Here is an 18,198-nt window from a genome sequence, read left to right on the forward strand (position 1 = left end):
GCCTCCCATCCATAAGCGTCATCGGCACTGACATCTCTGATATATCTTGATTCGTTGCGCTAGCGCCAACTGAACGCCAAGGGTCCAACCGACCGACCATCCAGACTGGCAGCGCAGCAGAAGGAGGGGGAAGTCTGTTAACCAAGAATTGTATAGCAAAGGTCTTCATCAACGGATCGTTAGCGAGTATCTCTATAGCTCGTGCCTTACGGCCAAGCTGAGCCCGCCTTCGCAATTCATCTCGATTCGGTCCCTCAATACGAGCCGCGGTGTATTCAGAGCACTGCGAACAGTCTTCACTTAGCTGCTTGTCTGACATGCTTTTTTCTCCGATTAACGCGACGACCGCTCGGCACTATTTCGCCTGCGCTATCCGTAAAGCCCAGAGAATCCCCAATGAGACTTCGGCCACCTACGTACATTGCGGCGCAGGAGGTGGCATTTGTTTACTGTGAGGAGAGCCTACAACGAAGCTGCCGGTGACGTTGGGGTCACGCACCCCATGTCCAGCCTCGTCCTAGGAAATGAGGCTCTCCACCACCCGAGCAGGGTCAAAAAACCATTGCGCTCGGCACCGCAAAGGGCATCACAGCACGCAAGCCGACGGTCTAGGCTACACGGCTCCAGAACCCGAGGCTGAAGCGGTTGCGGGTTCAAATCTAGCTATTAACCTGGCGTACAAATAGGTTTCCCTACCAATTTGTACGTCGCGCCACGGAAACAGGCGCAGGTGCGCGGACATGCTGGTTTCTGTGTCGCTCGCGTTGGCCTGCGGCCAATGGTGAAACATCCCTGTTTCACCTATTAACCCGCCGGGTTGATAACGCGCCAGCCGTAAGACTCGCCTCCCAGATCGAGTTCGATGAGGCAGGCGGCGGCAATATCCTCCTCCGCAACCAGCGCCGTGCGCCCATGATCAGCTGGGGTCTAAACAAATCCTCGACATTTACAGTTACTTACACTGACCGTGAACGCTCCTGTACTTTTCCGGCCAGGCTCGTTAAGTTAAATAACCTCCTGACCTGATTTTCTATCAGTTAGAGGATTGAAAGAGACACCAATACCCTTCTCATCCATTAGCACATCGGCGACTTGTTTCTCTGCAAGTCCTTGACTGCAAGGTCGGTCTAATTCGCAGAGGTGCAAGCATCTACTACTGGTTCGATGCTCCAATGATGAACTCCCTCCTGTCCCATGCTAAAAATGGAATTTTTATGTCATTAAGACGCTACGGCCGCACGTCAAAGTTAAAAAAGTCCAGTCGATGAGCGCTGTATCACTATCCAATCAAATTAACTTATAGGCCCTTAATTGTGCAAAATCAAAATAAATACAGTGATGTTTATACCGAAATCACATAATAATATTAGAGATCAATCTGTATTTTCGTATTTATCATATTTTATGCCGATATTTCCGATTACCCTGTCACAACAAATTCACAATCCAAGTTATCTAGCCATGCAAAGAGTCAACATTTCGAATCCCTACCTGTAGCAAGCAAAAATAACGATCAAAGGAGCGATCATCCGTTTATCTAGTTTTTAAGGTAGCCTCAAGGTCTAACCGGACAATGACTTACCATCTCGGCTATTTGAGGTTTTTGGCGTGATCAATCAATAGGATATGCCATCCCTCCGATATCCGGTACACGAAAATCACCTTAGCTCTGCCGGGACTGGTGAAGGGAGATGCAGGGTTCTGGAAGTGGTGGTCGAGCCTACTCGGCAAGTAGACTAACCCTACTCTGCGTTCCTCTGCTGTGCGTGCCTCTTCCCGACACCAGTCTCCAACGAGACTAATCACAACCCAGTCTCGAGTATGCCGCCTGGCTATCGCTCAATACCGGTATGATAAAACTAACCTTCGACTGAATTGTGGCGAGCGTCGCTTTCTTGCTGCAGTGGTCGTCGTGTAGGCTCGAACTCTGATTCATAACAAAGCCAGCGGCATTACCTGACCTGTCGTAGATGATCTTAAAGTACCCACTGGGCACAACTGCGATTTCGTCTGCGCCAACCAGCCCAGGCATGGCACTTTCGTATAGAGTACCTGTGATGACGAAGAGCGACTGCCCGTAGCTCACCCCGGCGCGGACCGCATCTTCGAGATCAGCCCACGGGCCTTGGTTCAGATCCTTATCCTGCGGCGTGATGTTGCTGAGATAGTTCAGTTCAGGCCAGTATCGCGAGCCTGCAAACGATGCGAGCGGCGCTTGGTGCCCCCTATTAGCTTCGAGTGCGCTTGAGAAGGCGCCGCTGTAATCCCCCGTCTCCAAGGTTTCATTGTCATCAAGCAGTGGATCTGACTTCCATTCACGCCCCGGAGATATACCGAAATTGACCACGTCTACCTCGTAAGCAACCCAATCAGCAAACTTCGTCGTCGGGTTGTTGGACAGAGCGTAGACGTGTGCAAACACGAGATCGTTGCCGGCAGGGTTTGACGGGCAGCCAAGCGGACAATGGACAGATAGGATATCTGCCGATGCAACCGCAGGTATAAGCACAAGGAAAGCAGTTATTGTTCTATTCATAATCAGCTCCGTCGATAGAGAGCTCCCTAACAACAAACGCTAGCACAGTCCTGTAACGGACGACGAAACGCATCCGAGCCAGCCAGTATCAGCTATCCTTACCCTGTCACGGACTGACAACCACATCGCACAGGAGGTGCACTATGTCCCCCGAGAAGCTGCTCGAGATTGCTGAGCACGTGGAAGCGCGAATCTATCCTGAGTTCAACACAACGAAAGATCCAGCCAGGTGGGCCTACTGCAGTGATCAGATCGATCGCGCCTGCGTGCTACGGATCTGTAGCCATCTAAAGCGCCAAGGCCTACCACTACCTAGCATACGACGACGGACGGGGGTAGAACCCATTATAGAAAGCGGGGTCGAGACAGGATTAGTTAGTTAACTAACCTAATACACCTCGGCCCGGTTAGTTAACAACAGTTACGCTACGCGTCCATATCAGGACGTTCAAACATGTGTAGTGATGTCATCGACAATGACTGTGATCTGAGAATAGTTTGCCATCATCTAACATCAATACTTATCACTCCACCAAGTAAGCACAATTATCATAAACAAAAGAACAACTACCAACCGAAGAAAGCCGAAAAATCGATCCAGAAAGAAATTCCAACCACTGCTTTTATCTATCACTAGCTCAGCATCTGGATCACCGGAGCGCTTCAACCGCCATTTCGAAAGCAAGTCCTGAACTTTCTTAAGGACCAGCCATGCCAAGAACAGAATAATTAAGACTTTCAAAATCAGCCAATTCACGGAAGCTAGCCTCCATCATCAGGCTTCTCATCTCGACCTAAGCGTAAAATAACTTTCTCGATCATTTTCGCTTCATCTTCGGTAAATATTGCTTCCTCACCATCAGGAGTCGTAATTAACTTATGCCTAAGCTTATAGAGTTTGTACCCGATATACGTACAACCAAGGGCTGCAGTACCGCCGGCAATAGGTACCCACACAGGTGTTGATGAAAGGAGTCCGGCTGACATCAACGCCCCTGTAATACCCGTCGCACCTATCGTCGTCCCGAAAATACCAGCACTTCCTACTATTCCTGTTGTAGCGCCAGTGAGGTACAGCGCACCTGCGCCAAATGTTGCAGATGCCGTAGCCAGCAGTCCATTGACTGCAGCGGTACTTAGAAACGTCCCCGCGACATAACCACCGGAAGCTGTCACGATCAGTCCCCCTGCTGCGTGAGGTACCAGAGTACCTCCCGAGGCTAACGCCGAAATGATTGGAATTAGCGCTATAGGCATAAGAGTCGCTCCTCTAACGTGCAAACTTGCCTAAAGAACGCACAGGGCACGATACAACTAGATGCCTCTTTGTGGGCTCCCTAGTACGTCCGATCGACGCGAGCATCGGTACAGCTAGAAGCATAGTTGAGCTTTTCAGGTAGGTCAGCTAAACGATTACATGAAGTCACTCGATCCAGATACATCGTTGGCACTGTCCTGCCCCTCCACTTAAGTCATTGAAACCATTTTATTTCTGACTTTTCCGAGTTGTCGAACAACATTCAGCATTTGTTCACACAAAGCATGTGCAACAAAGCTAAAGCTGCATTAGAATCCCGCCTCCAGAGCCGGTTGGGAAGACGTAAGAAGCTCTGCAAACACCATGGAGAACGACTCTTGAAAGCAAAAGGTATTGCTACAGCCATTATGGCGGCCACTATTGTGATGACCACTGGATGTGCGTCTATCGTGGGTGAGCCGACACAAATGCTTAGTATCAATTCATCCCCCGACGGTGCGAAGATTGCGATCACTGATGAAAAAGGCATCAGTGTATTCAAAGGTACTACGCCCACGACCGTCACTCTTCAGAAGGCAGATGGCAGCTACTTCGGTGGTAAGACCTATGCGCTGACCATCTCCAAAGAAGGTTTTGAGAGCCAGGTCATCACGATAGATTCCAACCCGAACGGCTGGTTCATCGGTGGTAATCTGTTGTTTGGGGGCCTTATAGGCTGGCTGATCGTAGACCCGCTGACCGGATCTATGTACACACTGTCACCGGATGTGATCAACGGCAGCCTGTCCCCGCAGCAGGTGTCTACTAGTGATGATGGTAAATCGTTGAATGTGGTCCTGCTCGAAGACCTGCCCTCTGAAGCCTACGATCACCTCACACGTATTATTTAATACGAGTTGGGTAAGGCGGGCCTAAAAGCCCGCCTTTATGACCAATTTAGGGCAGCAGGATGTTGATAAACTGGCTCTGTCATACCTAATCGCATAGCTACCTCTTCTACGCAACAGCCCCGCCACAGCCTTTACCCTGTTGGCCGCAGTTCCTACACATATTACTGTTTGATATCAGCTAGATCTCATAGCCAGCTCTTCGTAACTACTATAGCGAAACATTTTACCGTATAAATTCTCATACTCTATTATCACATCAATTCTTTTTAGCTTTTCGCGCATGGCCTCTTCGTCTGGAGCATTACAATCGAGAAACCTTATATCAATCATTCGCCTTTTTTCACCAACACCTAAGGCATAGCCACTTCCGACATAGGAGAAATACTCTTTGCGGCGAAGTCCATGAAGTATAACCTCAATTACCTCTTCCAATGGATCGTAACCGTAGCCGGAAACAACAGCACCATCCAGCTTCACTGTAAAACTTTTAATAAATGCAGGTCCAACACCATTATTTTCCAGCACTACTCTCCATGTACTTTCATCCCAATCAACATCCTCCCAACACGTTAAGTGTGGTCGGCACGATAACTTATTGTGCTTACGTGTACTCCAGCCCTGCCATACCGATATCCACAATGCACATAAGGCTATGACAGAACTCGCTATCCCAGTGACCATCTGCCAGTCCCAAACACATTTCACCTCGTCCATGAACCGCCACCCTTTTCATCAGTAAGCTCATGAGCCGTTAAAAATTTCGGTTACGCATAATTCTCATAGCATCAAAAATCACCTACTCACCTAGTCCAACGAGCAACAGTGATTACTACGAGTGATGTTACATCGCTCACCGGCCTCACTCGCTACGGAGACTGCTACCATGCATGTAACTCGCCCGGTGACGCTTGGAAAGCACCCCGGCAGCCCATGCACATGTCGCCGAACCAGCAAGCCCCGTTCCGAACGTCGACGCGATGTTTATCAAGTTATCGCGATCAGGGCCATCAATGAGCCATAAAACTGAGAAGGTCAGTAACAGCCCCGATGCTGTTCTCAGAACACCCAGCGCCGCCCCTGGTAACTCCGACAGTACCCCACCCCACCGTTTTCTCCGGTCACGGTCACTATCACGAGCCAGAAAGGTATGTGCATGATACTGGATTACGCCCCATGCGATCAGACCTGCAACGAACTGGTATGCCAATAACGGCCGCGCTGGTGATAACCCTCTCATTATTTCGAGCAATAACTCCTGATCACCAAAGAGATGAACCAGAAGAATGGGTAAGCCTCCAAGGAGGAAGCCTAGTATCAGCTCATAGAGGAAGTCATTGTACAGCCAGGCAAGGGATTTCTGGATCATAATCAGCAATCACCGGAGACATCGCTCCCACAGGGAAGCGAAAATAGAGGCTAATCCCAGAGCTGTAGACAGAAACTACTTCAGTTACAGAGCCAACCTCCCGCCCAGGCAACACTAACGAAGATCAGCGAGATACCCATTAAGCTGCATAGCACGCGCCTTGGTGATGTCCATGACATTGCCAGCATAGACCACTATATACATAGACCCTTGAGTGTGGGAATAGATGTTGTCCATGTTGGTGATCTCCGAGTCCCTGAACTTGATCCATGCGCGCTGTGCGTCTCTAAGCTTCTGCTGACCGTCTTCATCGAGCACAGTCATAAGCTCCCGATACGCCTGGTTCAGAAGGTTATCCCAACGCTGGTGAAACTCATTCGCACACCGCTCCATACCATACGTGGTCGAGTCTTGGGACAGACAGGCATCAAACTCACGCTCGACCTCGTTAGCATCGAAGGCACTGACACCTCCAGAAACCGACAAGATCGATGCGAATACATAAGTAGAAAGGCTCTTCATGTATTACTCCATCAACACACTGAATGAGAGGTGGCAGATCCCGAACACCATCCTTGTTAGCCACCCAATATAGAAGTGATGAATGGAGCTCGCAAGACCCGCTGCCCGTAAGCTTCAGATCAGCCGATGTAGATCACTCGGATGCCATTTCCCCTGCCTGAGCCGGTTCGACACGAGCGCACGATAAGCACCTGGCTCTGGCGCCGAACGTCGGGCATGGCGCTGGCCATTACAGAACCTGCAGGCAGCAACGATATTCGTGCCCGCGTTGCTGCCACCATCCTGGCGAGCAACCAGGTGCTCAGCCGTACACTGAAACCGCAGCGCCTGCCTTTGGGTGATGCCGTGACGTTTGCCGAATTGCTCAGGATTAGATAACCACATTAACGCCCTGCAGTAGTAGCAGCGACCGTTCTGTCGACGGAAAGCAGATAGTCTTTTGGAAGCGATAGAACTCGGCATGCGAGCCTCCTTTCATTGATAAAGGGAGACCCCGCTTGCCTAGCGCAGCGATAACGGGGAGCCAGCCGAAGACTTCGGATCTGGCACAAGAACTGCCCACGTGCGGGTCAGAACCACGATCAACACTAGTTCAAAATATCGCTGTAAGCCACCCTGACTCGATCTTGATTCGGCCCGGAACAAGGTAGGATTCAGCCGCAAAGATTCTAACCAGACCCACGAGAACGCAAAGAACCAGCACGGTTGCACACGCGAGAACCTTCTGAGCTGCCTGTGCGGCAGTAAACGCGGAGAAGCGAGGCTGTGATGCTTGCCGGCATTTCTAAGCTGCCTGTGCGGCAGTGAACTTCGCCACCCCGGAGCCGGTCGCGCTGAAAATTTTCTCAGCTGCCTGTGCGGCAGTGAACGTCTACGAGGGCGACATTCTCGAAACGCACATTTTCTCAGCTGCCTGTGCGGCAGTGAACGCGGTGGAGACACCGCCGTTGCTGTTGACCCATTTCTAAGCTGCCTGTGCGGCAGTGAACATCCAAAAACGCCATTTGGGCGCCGTCCGAGATTTCTAAGCTGCCTGTGCGGCAGTGAACCACTTCGACAAAGCGGCGGCCGGTCTTCTGATTTTCTAAGCTGCCTGTGCGGCAGTGAACAACTTGAGCCGCTCGTTCTCGGATTGGTACCATTTCTAAGCTGCCTGTGCGGCAGTGAACCAGACGGCAACCCCTACAGCATCGGCCTGTAATTTCTAAGCTGCCTGTGCGGCAGTGAACGACGGGTCCGCCAGTTCCTCACAAATGATGTATTTCTAAGCTGCCTGTGCGGCAGTGAACTTCGACTAGCTGAGATAGATGCGCCTGAATCTGTTTCTAAGCTGCCTGTGCGGCAGTGAACGCCTGCTGGTGCAGTCAGAGTTCTTTCTAGTTTTTCTAAGCTGCCTGTGCGGCAGTGAACTGTTACACATTACGACCAACCTACTGATTGTTAAAGAGCACTCTGCTATTCGGTTAAAAAAGCTTATTTTCCGGAAAAAGCAGAAAGCCCTTGCAAAGCAAGGGCTTGTATAGGCCTTCCCTAAAAGGGTTAGAACCAGGGGATAGTTGCCGTTGCGCTCAATCCATAGGTACTCATACATCCCGACTGGGGCGCATCTTGTAACGGCCCGTGCTCTATATAAATCCGCATTGGGTTTCCGTTTGAGAGGCTCCGAAGTTGGATATAGGGTAGCGTCAACTTCTTTTGCTGAGTATCAGGGATACGTTTCAGCGCCTCCGCTTCACTCAGCCACCCCTTCGTGATCGAGCGCTTGCGCTTGTTATAAGCACTTTTCGCCTGCACCCGCCGCACCGCTCGGTACTGCACCTGCGCAGGTATTGGTAGCAATTCGCCGATCGCACAATAGTCTCGCATCCCCTGGATCCAGTTGAGTGCCATAAACTGATCCAGTCGCTGTGCTGTTCCGTGCAACCTCAGTCGGCTGCCCAGACGAGCTCCGTGGTCCGGGAAGCTAACACCAACTTCGCCATCACCATGTTGACCCAACGCTCGGTGCAACTTGGCAAACAGAGCATTCAGCAGTTGTTGCTCAGCAAATTCCGGATCAGGCAGAACTTTAAGATCAAGGTAGTGATCCATAACCTCTCCTAGTCTGCCTTTTCGCCGAAGACTCCGCCCCTAATCAGAGTCGCGATCACGAAGTGTTGATCACCCAACTCTGGCACCTGATTCTTGAGCACCCAGTTATCAAGCAAACTATAGAAATCAACCTTCTGCTTGGGCTGACGGTACGCGGTACCCCGGCTCGTCACTGAACCATAGGGCTCCACCGAAATCGGCCCCAACTCCTCTGCCCCGGGGTACCATGTATCGACGGTACGGATGGCGTTACCGATCTTCTGGGAGTGCATCGCGGCAACGCCATCTACTTGATAGAGATACTTGCTCTTGCTGCCATCACGGCCACCATCAAGCACGAGTTCCTGAGACGGAAAAACTTCCTGTCCCTCACCAAGGCGGACGAAGGCGTCTACCTGGAGCAGAGCGAATGACTCTCCCAGAAGACCCAGGCGGATCACTTCAGCTAATGAGGCAATCGCTTCCGGTTGCTTACCAAAGCGACGCAGATCGAACGAGTGCGCATCGAACACCCAACTCTGCTGAACAGCACCATCAATCAGCTGACTGACTCGCACCTCGATCGCCTCAGCACCGACTCGGTTGCGCCACAGGAACCGTCCGTTAGCCAGATTTTCCGCATACCGCAACGACAGTTCCCTAAACTCTTCGCGCTGCGCGTATTCTTTGATGACAGAGCCCAAAGCGGCCTGATACGCCGGATCGTTACAAGCGGACGGCGTGGACAGATTACCCAGTACCCTCAAAGTGAAGCTGAGCTTCAGCGTATTGGCCGTAAAGGGCAGCGCGGCTGTATCAACCCTCTGCAGATTCGGCTTTTGGATTTCGGCATCCAGCTTCAGAGGGTCGTTAGCGATCGTCCCCTTCAGCCTATTGGAGATGGTACCGCGTACATCCTTACTTTGGATGATCACCGGTTGCCAGGCCTCCAGCTGGTCCCGCGCATCCCAGTTACCGGAATACAGCAGTGCACCGGAGTTAGCATGTTTACGTTCAAAAGCCAGTACAGAAGCGGTTTTCAGTTGATCCTTAGCCATAGTGTCGGCCCTTCTTAAAAGTTGAATTCGAAAACTTCGGTTTCGGTCGGTGCACTGCCATTACGGCAAAGGTAGAGATCGTCAACGTGGTCATACCGCCATAACATCTCGTCAAGCCGACGGATCCGGTGAGGACTTCGCCATTCGCCCAGGGTGTAGATACTCTCCACGAATCGGAACGGAGTATCTGGATCGCGACTTCTCGCAACCTCTCCCCGATCATAGATTGAAGAGATACCCTGGTAACCGACGGAAATAGGAACCAGATAGCCGGACGCAGGCTTTGGTAAAATCGACCACGTCACCGCTTCGTTGTCACTCCCCTCTGCGGGCTCCACAGCTTGGTACTGCAGGGCGACGAAATCCAGCAGACTGTCGAGCAACTCAGCGGACGCATTCTGGCTTTGTCTATGTTGATGGTGGCTGACCAATACATCATGACGACAAATCAGAGCATACCCGGGCAGCAGGCTAAGCATCAGGTGCCGAGTTCGCTTTTCGCCAGCTTCACTATCAGGGTTTAATTCGAGCCACTCCACCCCCTCGATCTCTAAAACCGTGCCTCCCGCCAACCGCTGCCGCATGGCCTGTTCCATGACCATACGCTTGAACTGCACTATGGCACTCTCTGGAGTACTACCCTCGCTCAGCAGTTCATCGGCGGTAAAATCACACTCAATCAACAAGCTGGCGCGGAAGTTCATCCTCCCTTCCTCGTTAAAGGGGGCTGTTTTCCCCTCCCGAGTCAAAGGATTACGCGTCAGAGAAAATTTCCACTCCCAGCCACCAGGCTGATGAGCATGAACCTGGTGCCGATGGCAAATCAGGCCGCAACCACCTAACTTCAGCCCACGTTGAGTATCAAGGTAACGTGAGAGCGCATGGACATAACCGAGGAAGTTGGAGATACCCGGGAACCCCCAAGTAATCCCAGATATGGCATTGGCGTTCTCTACGGTGATATTGCGCAGCAACAAAAGAGATTTCATGACAGCGCCTCCAGATCCGCTTGCAGCCGTGTGAGTTCTGGAGTCATCAGGTCAACCCAATAGCTGTGCTCGGTATCCGACATCAGCCACTGCTTCGACCGGAGTGATCGGTTGAGTTCGTCCGCACATCGCTGCGCTACAGAACGCTGCCAGGAGTTATCTGCGCGGTAGCTCAGCAAGACTTCATCAGCACGCTTAGGATCCAGCAGGCAGGCCTCCACCTGATCCAGTTCGGTTGCCCGACTCCAGCCTGCGGGGAGTGAATGGAACCGCAGGGCGTACTGCAGAAATTCGTCTACGATTCCCGCAGCCAATGCGCGACGACGGTTGCGGATACGTACATTGGAATCCTGATCATGAACCGCAACCAGAAAACGCTGAAGCTCCCTGACCTGCGTCGCGACCTCTCGACGGAACCCCCGCCAGAACGATGCTGAGTCCTTGGGGGCTGCCAATCGATCACGCCACGATGGTGGCTGGCAATTTATCAGAAACGCCTTACCTCCTCGCTGGCTATTTTTTAGGGAAATATTCTGAGGTTTCGTCCCCCCAAAAGCCTGGACAGCCAGATCCAGAAACATGATGTCTTTACGAGAGTGGTACTCTTTCTTCTTGCGAGCCTCTCGTGCGGCTTTCGCTTCCACACCGAAACGAGCATCCATAACTTTCTGGTGTATTGCCTGCGTGAGTGCTGAGGATGCGAGAGGGGCCAACAAGTGGTACTCACCATCGGTAACCGGAAAGTAGACCTGCTTAGCTAGGGTATGACTACTAGGAGAACCAGAGGACAAGGCCATCGCAAACCCTTCCAGCCAAGTCGATACTTGGTCACCATCCCCGCTGAAGGGGTTCAAAGGGGCGGTATCACGCGCAACGATATAATCCAGCAGGCGGACCGAATCATGTTCCAGTAATAACAGGTTGGCTACGTCCAGCGCGGCAGCATTACCCACCACATCAGCTGTCAAATCGGCCAGCTGGGAGGAACTGAGATAGCCTTTGCTATTGGGATCCGCATTCGCCAGCAGCACACCACTGCCTTTAGCGTCACTATGGGTAAACTTGAGCGCATGGGTGACCAGGTTGATCTGTTTTGCCCGATTGGCCGCGTCGCTCAACCAGCTGACCGGATTGTACCTCTCTACCTCCTCCTGCCGCTTTACGGCGTAGTCACGATCAAACGCGGCCAGTGCTTCCTGATCTTCAACGAACTGCTTGCGAGCCTTATCAGCCTCCTTATCCAGTTTTTCAAGCCGGTCGGTCTGACGCTTACTGATGTACTCTCGAATTTTCTCAGCCAGTACGGCGCTACTCATCACGCCCCCCTCTTTTGATACAAGGATGCTTAGCAGAATACGTTCATTAACCTAGTTTTTGGTTTTTAAAACTGAAAACTAACTGCTAGTCTAGGCCACGTTTGTGATGTCTGCACAAAATTTGTACACTTAATTCACTGTCGAGCAGACAGCTCAGGAATAGTTCTTGGTTTTTAAAACCTTAATCTGCCGTACAGGCAGCACACGCTCACCCTTTGGGTAGCTCGAACACCCCAAACCAAGGGTGGTAGCACCACCGCTCTTCTTTCTTTCTCAGTCGCAGCTCACCGTGTCTTTGGCTCACTTGGTCGACTGTTAGATCAAGAGCGTCCGCATAGAGAGCAAACAGCGATCCAGGTTCCTGTTCGATCCAAGTACTCACCTGACTATTCGCTTCGATTTCCACCCGTTGAAAGCGACGTTCGGCTTTGCCTAATAACCCCTTGTCGTTCACTTCAAAAAAGACAGGGGGTTCGACCTCGTCTTCCTGATGAAGCAGAAACCGCTCCTCCTGTACCGACGCTCTGAAAGGCGTCCTGCGCTGCATTTCACCGTTCCAACTGAGGGGGAAACGTGGGTCATGACACCACCAAAGTCCCGCAGGCACACCCACTTTTAACTTGAAGACGGGGTGCCCCTCCAGGGCAAAGCGAAGATGCACATGCTCAAGATCGACCAGGCTCGTTGTGGGTCGCAGATTCTTGCTTTCCTGGATCCGTGGGGCGGCACTAATCCGGGCGAACTGCTCCAGCTTCAACACGTCATTCAGGTCTTTCGATTCAAGCTTCAGAGGCTGCTTACTGCCTTGGATCTCGACTTCAAAGCCAGGCCGGCAGTAAGCGTACTCATGCCCGTGAAGTGCCCGGTAATTGCGAGACATAATCAACAGATTGGGTTGTTCCGGTTGCTGTTTTCGATGACGCTGGAGACGCCCAGCCAACTGGATCAAAGACCGTATGGAGCTAGGCTCGGCAATAGCCCAGTCGTAATCGTGATCCCTTCCCACTTCGCATACGGGCGAACCCAAAACCACAAAGACATGATCTTGTTCAGGATGCTGATCCAGAGCCTGGCGAATCTCCGCTACCTGCCAGAGTGCTTCTACATTATGGCGGTCTAACGCGGTATCTAGACGTGCTTCAATGTGAGAGCGAACCAACATGGGGTACTGGCTATGATAGACACACAGATGGAGTCGACTGTCTTCTGGTAACGGACTCGTCGCCAACGCACGAGCCACCGCCACTAAGGGATTGATGTTGGCCATGCGCACAAGGCCAAGCGAGACCCGTTTGCCCGTGACCGGATCAGTTTGATGATGCAACTGGTGAAGACGAATCACACCCGTCGCAACTGCTTCGACTATGCCCCTAACAACACCTTCGTGACTTTTGTCGTATGGCTCGACAGTGATCAACTCCGCCAACTGTATCGGCAACTGCTGATTGAGCTTGGTAATTCGACGACCGACAAACTCCTGATGGAGGTTCGCGAAGCCTTTGAGATCACCTATATCGCTGAAGTAGGACTCAAACTCATCGAACCAGGCACAGCAGATCGACTGCTCTCGACTACCCGCCCGACAGACCCGGTTGTACTGGGTTCGACCTACCCTATATGCGTCGAACAACGCACTCACCAGTGCCGGAGGTAAAGTCGCGGACGACAGTAATACCCGACTACCTAACAGACCGGCCCAATTCACCAACCGACACAAAGCCGGTAGGTCTGCCACATCGAAATCGTCCGGTTCGTCCAGAACCAGATCAGACGTCAGCAACCGCAGCATAGGGGCTATTTGGCGGCCACCTCTTACACCCTCCGTAGCGGGGATCAAATGGTCAATCGTGCTTACCAGCACCGGCGCACTGACTAGCTGGTTAACCTTGTGATCCTTGCCCAGCCAACGGCTTAGCGGACCATCTGACAAGCTACCTTCAAAGGTAATGTGCAGGCTCTCATCAACCAATGCTTCAGCTGACTCACTACCAGAGCCGCCGGTCTTATCATGAGTTTGTCTCTCACCATTACGTAGCTCGTGCAACTCTTTAACGGCTTGCGAACCGATCAATACTGCCAACTCGTCGTTGTCTAACCGAAGCCGAGCCCGTAGGGCGTCTCCTGTCTGAAGCGTTAAGGTGCGCAGCCCAAGAGCAACACTGAATCGACACCCTCGTCGCTCATCTGAGAGGCCGTACATAATGCGAGCATTCGCAAAGGTCTTGCCCTTACCGGTCGATGCAAGGTTGATACCAAAGAAACCGCACTGCTGAGATCGCTCAGCCAACCCCTGCGCCATCTCAAACGCTTTGTTCTGCCAGCGAAAATCCGCGACCTGCGTACGCTGACGCAATGCCCGATGGCGACTGATCGCAGGAAGCGTTTGACTTAATTGGGGCAAACGTCGAGCCAACAACAACGCACTCTGACCAACGCCGACATTATGTTCATCCAAGCGCTGCTTCAGTACACGTTCCCTGCGATCGTCAAATCCGGTATTGGCGTAAACCCGATACCCGTCGTCCCACCAGTGAGTTCGAGCCGAACCAGCTGAATAACTGTGATCCGCGAGCATCAAACTCAGCCGTGCCAAGTGGCTGGTGAAGTCATCCTCCAGTAACCAGTCCCGATCTAGCAGCGCCCTGTGCTGAAGCGCTCTGCGGGCAATTTCCCGAGCCTTCCTGCACCAACTGGTACTCGCAATAGGCGACCCATCTTTCAAAGTAAATAGGTCTTGCCAGTCCTGAGTGGTCCAGTCCCGATTGATTATCTGAGGCGAGTTCCAGGAAGGGGTAAGAAGCCGATAACTCGGTTCTAGCGCTTCGAGCCGTGGTTCTTCTACACCAATTTGACTACCGTATCGCGAGTCGAAACGGGGCAATCGATGATGGCTGAGGACCAACCATCCCACGGTACGAGCCAGTGGAGGTAATCCAACAAGCGGATTGCTTTTGGCTCGATTCAAGTCCTGCTGACAGGCGCTCATCTCCTCCATCAGCAACGTATCCATTTCTGGCAGAATCTCAGCCAAACGCTGAAGCCAGTCAGCATCACTGACCGCTGTGGATGCACCGCCCATGACAAAGGCCCGAAACAGCAGCAGTGACACCCATTCGTGGCGCAGCGGTTCAGTCCGCAGAGCCCCCTCGCTTAGCTTCTTCTGGAACAGCTGGTTAGCCTTGCCGAAATCGTGGAAGAGCCCCGCAATCCCCGCCAGCACCGCTATTGATTCAGCGGTACTCCACTGGCTTTCCGACTGTTCGCGTAACACATTGCGACCGGTACGGTTTGTAGGGGTTTTACCGTTGAAATCGAAGCGACGAGGATTACCTACAACCCATTCAAGCTCGACTCGACTAGTTCCCCTTACACGATGGCAAGCAACCGCAGTGTTTCGCCGGGCACTTTTACGTAGCAGCTTACGCAGGGTATTCAACCCCTCCAGAGTCACGGAGCAGATCCAGGTACGGTCACCACTGCGTTCGGCAAACTGATCCAGTATTCGGCGAGTTTCCGGCAGGGCACGCTTGCTGCACTGTGAGATCAAGACCACGATCATGCAGAAGTACCGGCCTGCTCTAATGTAGTGGCTTTCAAACCATCGATCATCAAGTCGAGGGCCTCATATTTCTGGAACTGGTTAATCAGCCTTTGTCTGAATGCCTGTTCGTCGTCCCCTTCTACAGCAGCAACAAAGGCCAGCGGAAGCACCAAGGCATCCTTCACCAAATCGGCAACGTCGAATACCAGTCCTCCTCTTCGGGTCTTACCATGGAGAACTGCTAGGCCGTGAGGCAGCCCCAGTACCCAGCATGCAGTAGCCGCCAGGCCATACGCGAGGTAGTTACCATGATCGAGGAAGCGGTTAGCTGGATCATTGCCACGCCCCTGCTTCACCCGGACAAACTCTTCGTATCCGGTCGCCCGAGCAACCAGCCTATAAAGGCGCTTGGTCATTGCTGCCTCCTTCGCCAAGATGTCAGCGGTCGAATTACAGCTCCCAAGTTCGCTCTCAAATCGCTCCAGCACCTCGTCGAGCGATTCTGCTACAACGGGCAGTACAGCATCGCGACTGGAGGCCAACGCCTTCCATATACGGCGGACATTATCGATTCGAAGTTGTTGAAACCGCACCGCTGCGACCATCCGCCGATTGTCATCGAACCAGAAACTGCACCAGGCTTGAAGGTACTCAGTTGGACGGTACTCACTCTGGGAGCAGAGCCACTCAACATCCGCCGCCACTTCACTAGCAGCAAACAGCGGTGTACCACCACCGCCACAGAAGCCAACCAACACGCCCGCTTTCGCAAACTCTCGAACTGCGGCCTGCGTGATGGAAGTGCCAGTACCCAACAAGATAACGGTGGTGTTGGCGATCGGGATGTTCCAGTAGAGAGACTCTTTGCCCTCGTCGGTTACGTACTCGACCCGACCACCATTGACCAGCACACGACAATGCTGAAGGTAGTACATGTTCGCACGCTTGGAGTGCAGGATCGCTTTCAAATCGGAAGGGGCTAAAACATCCATATAAGCCTCTGACTCTCATCCATGAGTTGTGACAATAGCACTCAGGTGCCTAATGTTTACATCACTGCTGGGTCTGTTTTTTATCAATCCAGTTTTGAACTGCTCGTAAGTCGATCAGACCTGTACGCAACATTTCGTTCAATGAGTCGCAAGTGGCATCCATTTCCCAATGCTCACCGTTCCAATGAGCCAGACACTCCTCCCCCTGGATCTTGACGATCTGGTAGAACTGCAAGAGCTGAAGTGGGTCTACTGCTGTTTCTACTTCAGCTTCTGCTTCTGGCTCGGCTTCTTCTGAATTGGTCGATAAGCTCAGGGAGTCTCTAGCTAGCTCATTATTAATATTTTCTACTGACACTCCTGCGCGTTCCAGCACGTTTTGCACAGAAGCATTTCCGCGTAAGTATTGGTCACAGTCGTGACGGTACCCTCCGTAAATAGCCCAAGCCAGCGCGTTCGGCCAGTCTAAGGATGAATAATCACCGCCCGAGCTTTGAAGGTACTCGGCTGCTTTTTTAACCTCATCCATATAGTTTAAGACGGAGTGCCTATAGTATGCAGGCGGTACGCCTAAGGTGTTGACTGCGATATCTCGAACCTGCTTGCCAGTCTCCCGGTTACGCTTGAGCTTGACACCTCTGAAAACACCCGTAGCAATAGCAAAAACAACCCAGGCGACAACAGCCATTCCAATGATTTCGAGCATTGATACATCGTCCTTGAAATTTCAATTACTAAGCATATCAATCACTACCTACAACACGCATATAGCCCTTCGTCGTAGTAGTAATAAAGCCGGATCGAGAATTGAGCCACAGCCCAGCTACGAGCTTGCCAAAACTCATGAATGCTCGCCATCGCAGTACCCTAACGTACTGCAGCCCTAATGCCGGAGTATCCATCAATTAGAACCTAAAGTGAAATCGCCCTAAAAATCAGAAAATTACGCAATTTCGGTCGCCGACATGGAACCCACCTAGTCGTCATTCATCGGTCCGCTATCCACTCCTGCACTCTCAACGTTGCCCAATTGTGCACTTCACAATTTACACAACCATTTTCGGTGTCCCACGTTGGCTTTGTCGTTCAGGGAAACGCACTCGACCCAGATGCTCTGCGGAGGTAGCTGAAGATAAATCCGACGTGCCAGCACGCATGTCAAAAAGCGATCGTGCGTATTCCGGTGAAGGTGAACACCGATTCCGGACGAACGTGAACACCTGATTCCGGGAAGATGAACACCTGATTCCGGGAAGATGAACAGTGATTCCGGCGTCGTGAACGGCGATTCCGGAAATCCAGCGAAAGTGTTCATCTTGGGCCGGAATGGGTGTTCACGTTGAATCAGAATAGGTGTTCACGTTCCGGCGGAATGACTGTTCACGATGGGCCGGAATATGCAGATCGGTGAACAGAGGTGGATACGGTGAAAGCGGGTTGAAGGATGCCGAAGTGTCAGAAATGCTAGCAGTTAGCCTCGGTGTACGCTCAGGCGAGAATATCGCCCCTACCTACTTGTCTTCATAGATCGCCCCCTAATTATGCCTGGCTCGCTCTATGAGAGACTTTCCACGTTGGTGCGACCCTCTCGGTACCTTTACCGAATCAAACGTTCTCAGAGGCTCCCAGGCGGACTGAGCAATATGAGCCAGTAAGCAAA

Annotated in this window: 16 protein-coding genes and 1 CRISPR repeat array; of the genes, 2 read left to right on the top strand and 14 right to left on the bottom strand. The window is 52.1% G+C overall.

Annotated elements, in window-relative coordinates:
• Positions 1 to 1,798: 1,798 nt before the first annotated feature.
• The 3 genes from IEX85_RS07895 to IEX85_RS07905 form a co-directional block, all read right to left on the bottom strand.
• Complete coding sequence (locus IEX85_RS07895; RefSeq protein ID WP_188860033.1) at positions 1,799 to 2,536, bottom strand: DNA/RNA non-specific endonuclease; 738 nt, start codon at positions 2,534 to 2,536, stop codon at positions 1,799 to 1,801.
• 514 nt (positions 2,537 to 3,050) lie between these two features.
• Positions 3,051 to 3,293, bottom strand: a complete 243-nt coding sequence (locus IEX85_RS07900; RefSeq protein WP_188860034.1) for a hypothetical protein — start codon at positions 3,291 to 3,293, stop codon at positions 3,051 to 3,053.
• Between the two features lie 5 nt (positions 3,294 to 3,298).
• A complete protein-coding gene (locus tag IEX85_RS07905) occupies positions 3,299 to 3,712 on the bottom strand; it encodes a hypothetical protein (protein ID WP_188860035.1) in 414 nt (137 codons plus the stop codon).
• Positions 3,713 to 4,171: 459 nt separating this feature from the next.
• Between IEX85_RS07905 and IEX85_RS07910 the strand changes: the two genes are divergently transcribed.
• Positions 4,172 to 4,684, top strand: a complete 513-nt coding sequence (locus IEX85_RS07910) for a peptidase associated/transthyretin-like domain-containing protein (RefSeq protein WP_229721832.1) — start codon at positions 4,172 to 4,174, stop codon at positions 4,682 to 4,684.
• A gap of 174 nt (positions 4,685 to 4,858) precedes the next feature.
• Here the strand turns inward: IEX85_RS07910 and IEX85_RS07915 are convergent, their stop codons facing one another.
• The 4 genes from IEX85_RS07915 to IEX85_RS24220 all read right to left on the bottom strand — a co-directional run bounded on the left by IEX85_RS07915 (position 4,859) and on the right by IEX85_RS24220 (position 6,869).
• Positions 4,859 to 5,398: a DUF8453 domain-containing protein gene (locus IEX85_RS07915; protein WP_505717852.1), complete on the bottom strand. Its 540-nt coding sequence runs from the start codon at positions 5,396 to 5,398 to the stop codon at positions 4,859 to 4,861.
• Between the two features lie 145 nt (positions 5,399 to 5,543).
• Positions 5,544 to 6,050: a hypothetical protein gene (locus IEX85_RS07920; RefSeq protein WP_188860037.1), complete on the bottom strand. Its 507-nt coding sequence runs from the start codon at positions 6,048 to 6,050 to the stop codon at positions 5,544 to 5,546.
• A 114-nt stretch (positions 6,051 to 6,164) separates the two neighbouring features.
• Positions 6,165 to 6,572 (bottom strand): lysozyme inhibitor LprI family protein, encoded by a 408-nt coding sequence (locus tag IEX85_RS07925; RefSeq protein ID WP_188860038.1) that lies wholly within the window; start codon positions 6,570 to 6,572, stop codon positions 6,165 to 6,167.
• 114 nt (positions 6,573 to 6,686) lie between these two features.
• On the bottom strand, positions 6,687 to 6,869 hold the full coding sequence (locus IEX85_RS24220) for a hypothetical protein (RefSeq protein ID WP_373290899.1): 183 nt from the start codon (positions 6,867 to 6,869) through the stop codon (positions 6,687 to 6,689).
• On the opposite strand from IEX85_RS24220, the gene IEX85_RS23995 reads away from it, so the two are divergent.
• Positions 6,789 to 6,950 (top strand): hypothetical protein, encoded by a 162-nt coding sequence (locus IEX85_RS23995; protein WP_229721833.1) that lies wholly within the window; start codon positions 6,789 to 6,791, stop codon positions 6,948 to 6,950. The genes IEX85_RS24220 and IEX85_RS23995 overlap by 81 nt on opposite strands.
• 343 nt (positions 6,951 to 7,293) lie before the next feature.
• Positions 7,294 to 7,982: direct repeats of the CRISPR family, unit length 28 nt; unit sequence TTTCTAAGCTGCCTGTGCGGCAGTGAAC.
• A 129-nt stretch (positions 7,983 to 8,111) separates the two neighbouring features.
• Here IEX85_RS23995 and cas6f read toward each other — a convergent pair.
• From cas6f to IEX85_RS07965, 7 genes are all read right to left on the bottom strand, one after another.
• Positions 8,112 to 8,663, bottom strand: coding sequence for a type I-F CRISPR-associated endoribonuclease Cas6/Csy4 (cas6f, locus tag IEX85_RS07935; protein WP_188860040.1), 552 nt, complete (start codon positions 8,661 to 8,663; stop codon positions 8,112 to 8,114).
• 8 nt (positions 8,664 to 8,671) lie between these two features.
• Positions 8,672 to 9,700: a type I-F CRISPR-associated protein Csy3 gene (csy3, locus tag IEX85_RS07940; RefSeq protein WP_188860041.1), complete on the bottom strand. Its 1,029-nt coding sequence runs from the start codon at positions 9,698 to 9,700 to the stop codon at positions 8,672 to 8,674.
• A gap of 14 nt (positions 9,701 to 9,714) precedes the next feature.
• A complete protein-coding gene (gene csy2, locus IEX85_RS07945) occupies positions 9,715 to 10,689 on the bottom strand; it encodes a type I-F CRISPR-associated protein Csy2 (RefSeq protein ID WP_188860042.1) in 975 nt (324 codons plus the stop codon).
• Positions 10,686 to 12,005, bottom strand: a complete 1,320-nt coding sequence (csy1, locus tag IEX85_RS07950) for a type I-F CRISPR-associated protein Csy1 (RefSeq protein ID WP_188860043.1) — start codon at positions 12,003 to 12,005, stop codon at positions 10,686 to 10,688. The genes csy2 and csy1 overlap by 4 nt, the downstream gene beginning before the upstream one ends.
• Positions 12,006 to 12,213: 208 nt before the next feature.
• Positions 12,214 to 15,564: a type I-F CRISPR-associated helicase Cas3f gene (cas3f, locus tag IEX85_RS07955; protein WP_188860044.1), complete on the bottom strand. Its 3,351-nt coding sequence runs from the start codon at positions 15,562 to 15,564 to the stop codon at positions 12,214 to 12,216.
• A complete protein-coding gene (gene cas1f / locus IEX85_RS07960) occupies positions 15,561 to 16,538 on the bottom strand; it encodes a type I-F CRISPR-associated endonuclease Cas1f (RefSeq protein ID WP_188860045.1) in 978 nt (325 codons plus the stop codon). The genes cas3f and cas1f overlap by 4 nt, the downstream gene beginning before the upstream one ends.
• 61 nt (positions 16,539 to 16,599) lie before the next feature.
• Entirely contained in the window at positions 16,600 to 17,244 is a 645-nt protein-coding gene (locus tag IEX85_RS07965; protein ID WP_188860046.1) for a hypothetical protein, read from the bottom strand.
• Positions 17,245 to 18,198: the final 954 nt, after the last annotated feature.

It is taken from the genome of Marinobacterium nitratireducens (genome assembly GCF_014645375.1).
Taxonomy (GTDB): Bacteria; Pseudomonadota; Gammaproteobacteria; order Pseudomonadales; family Balneatricaceae; genus Marinobacterium_A; species Marinobacterium_A nitratireducens.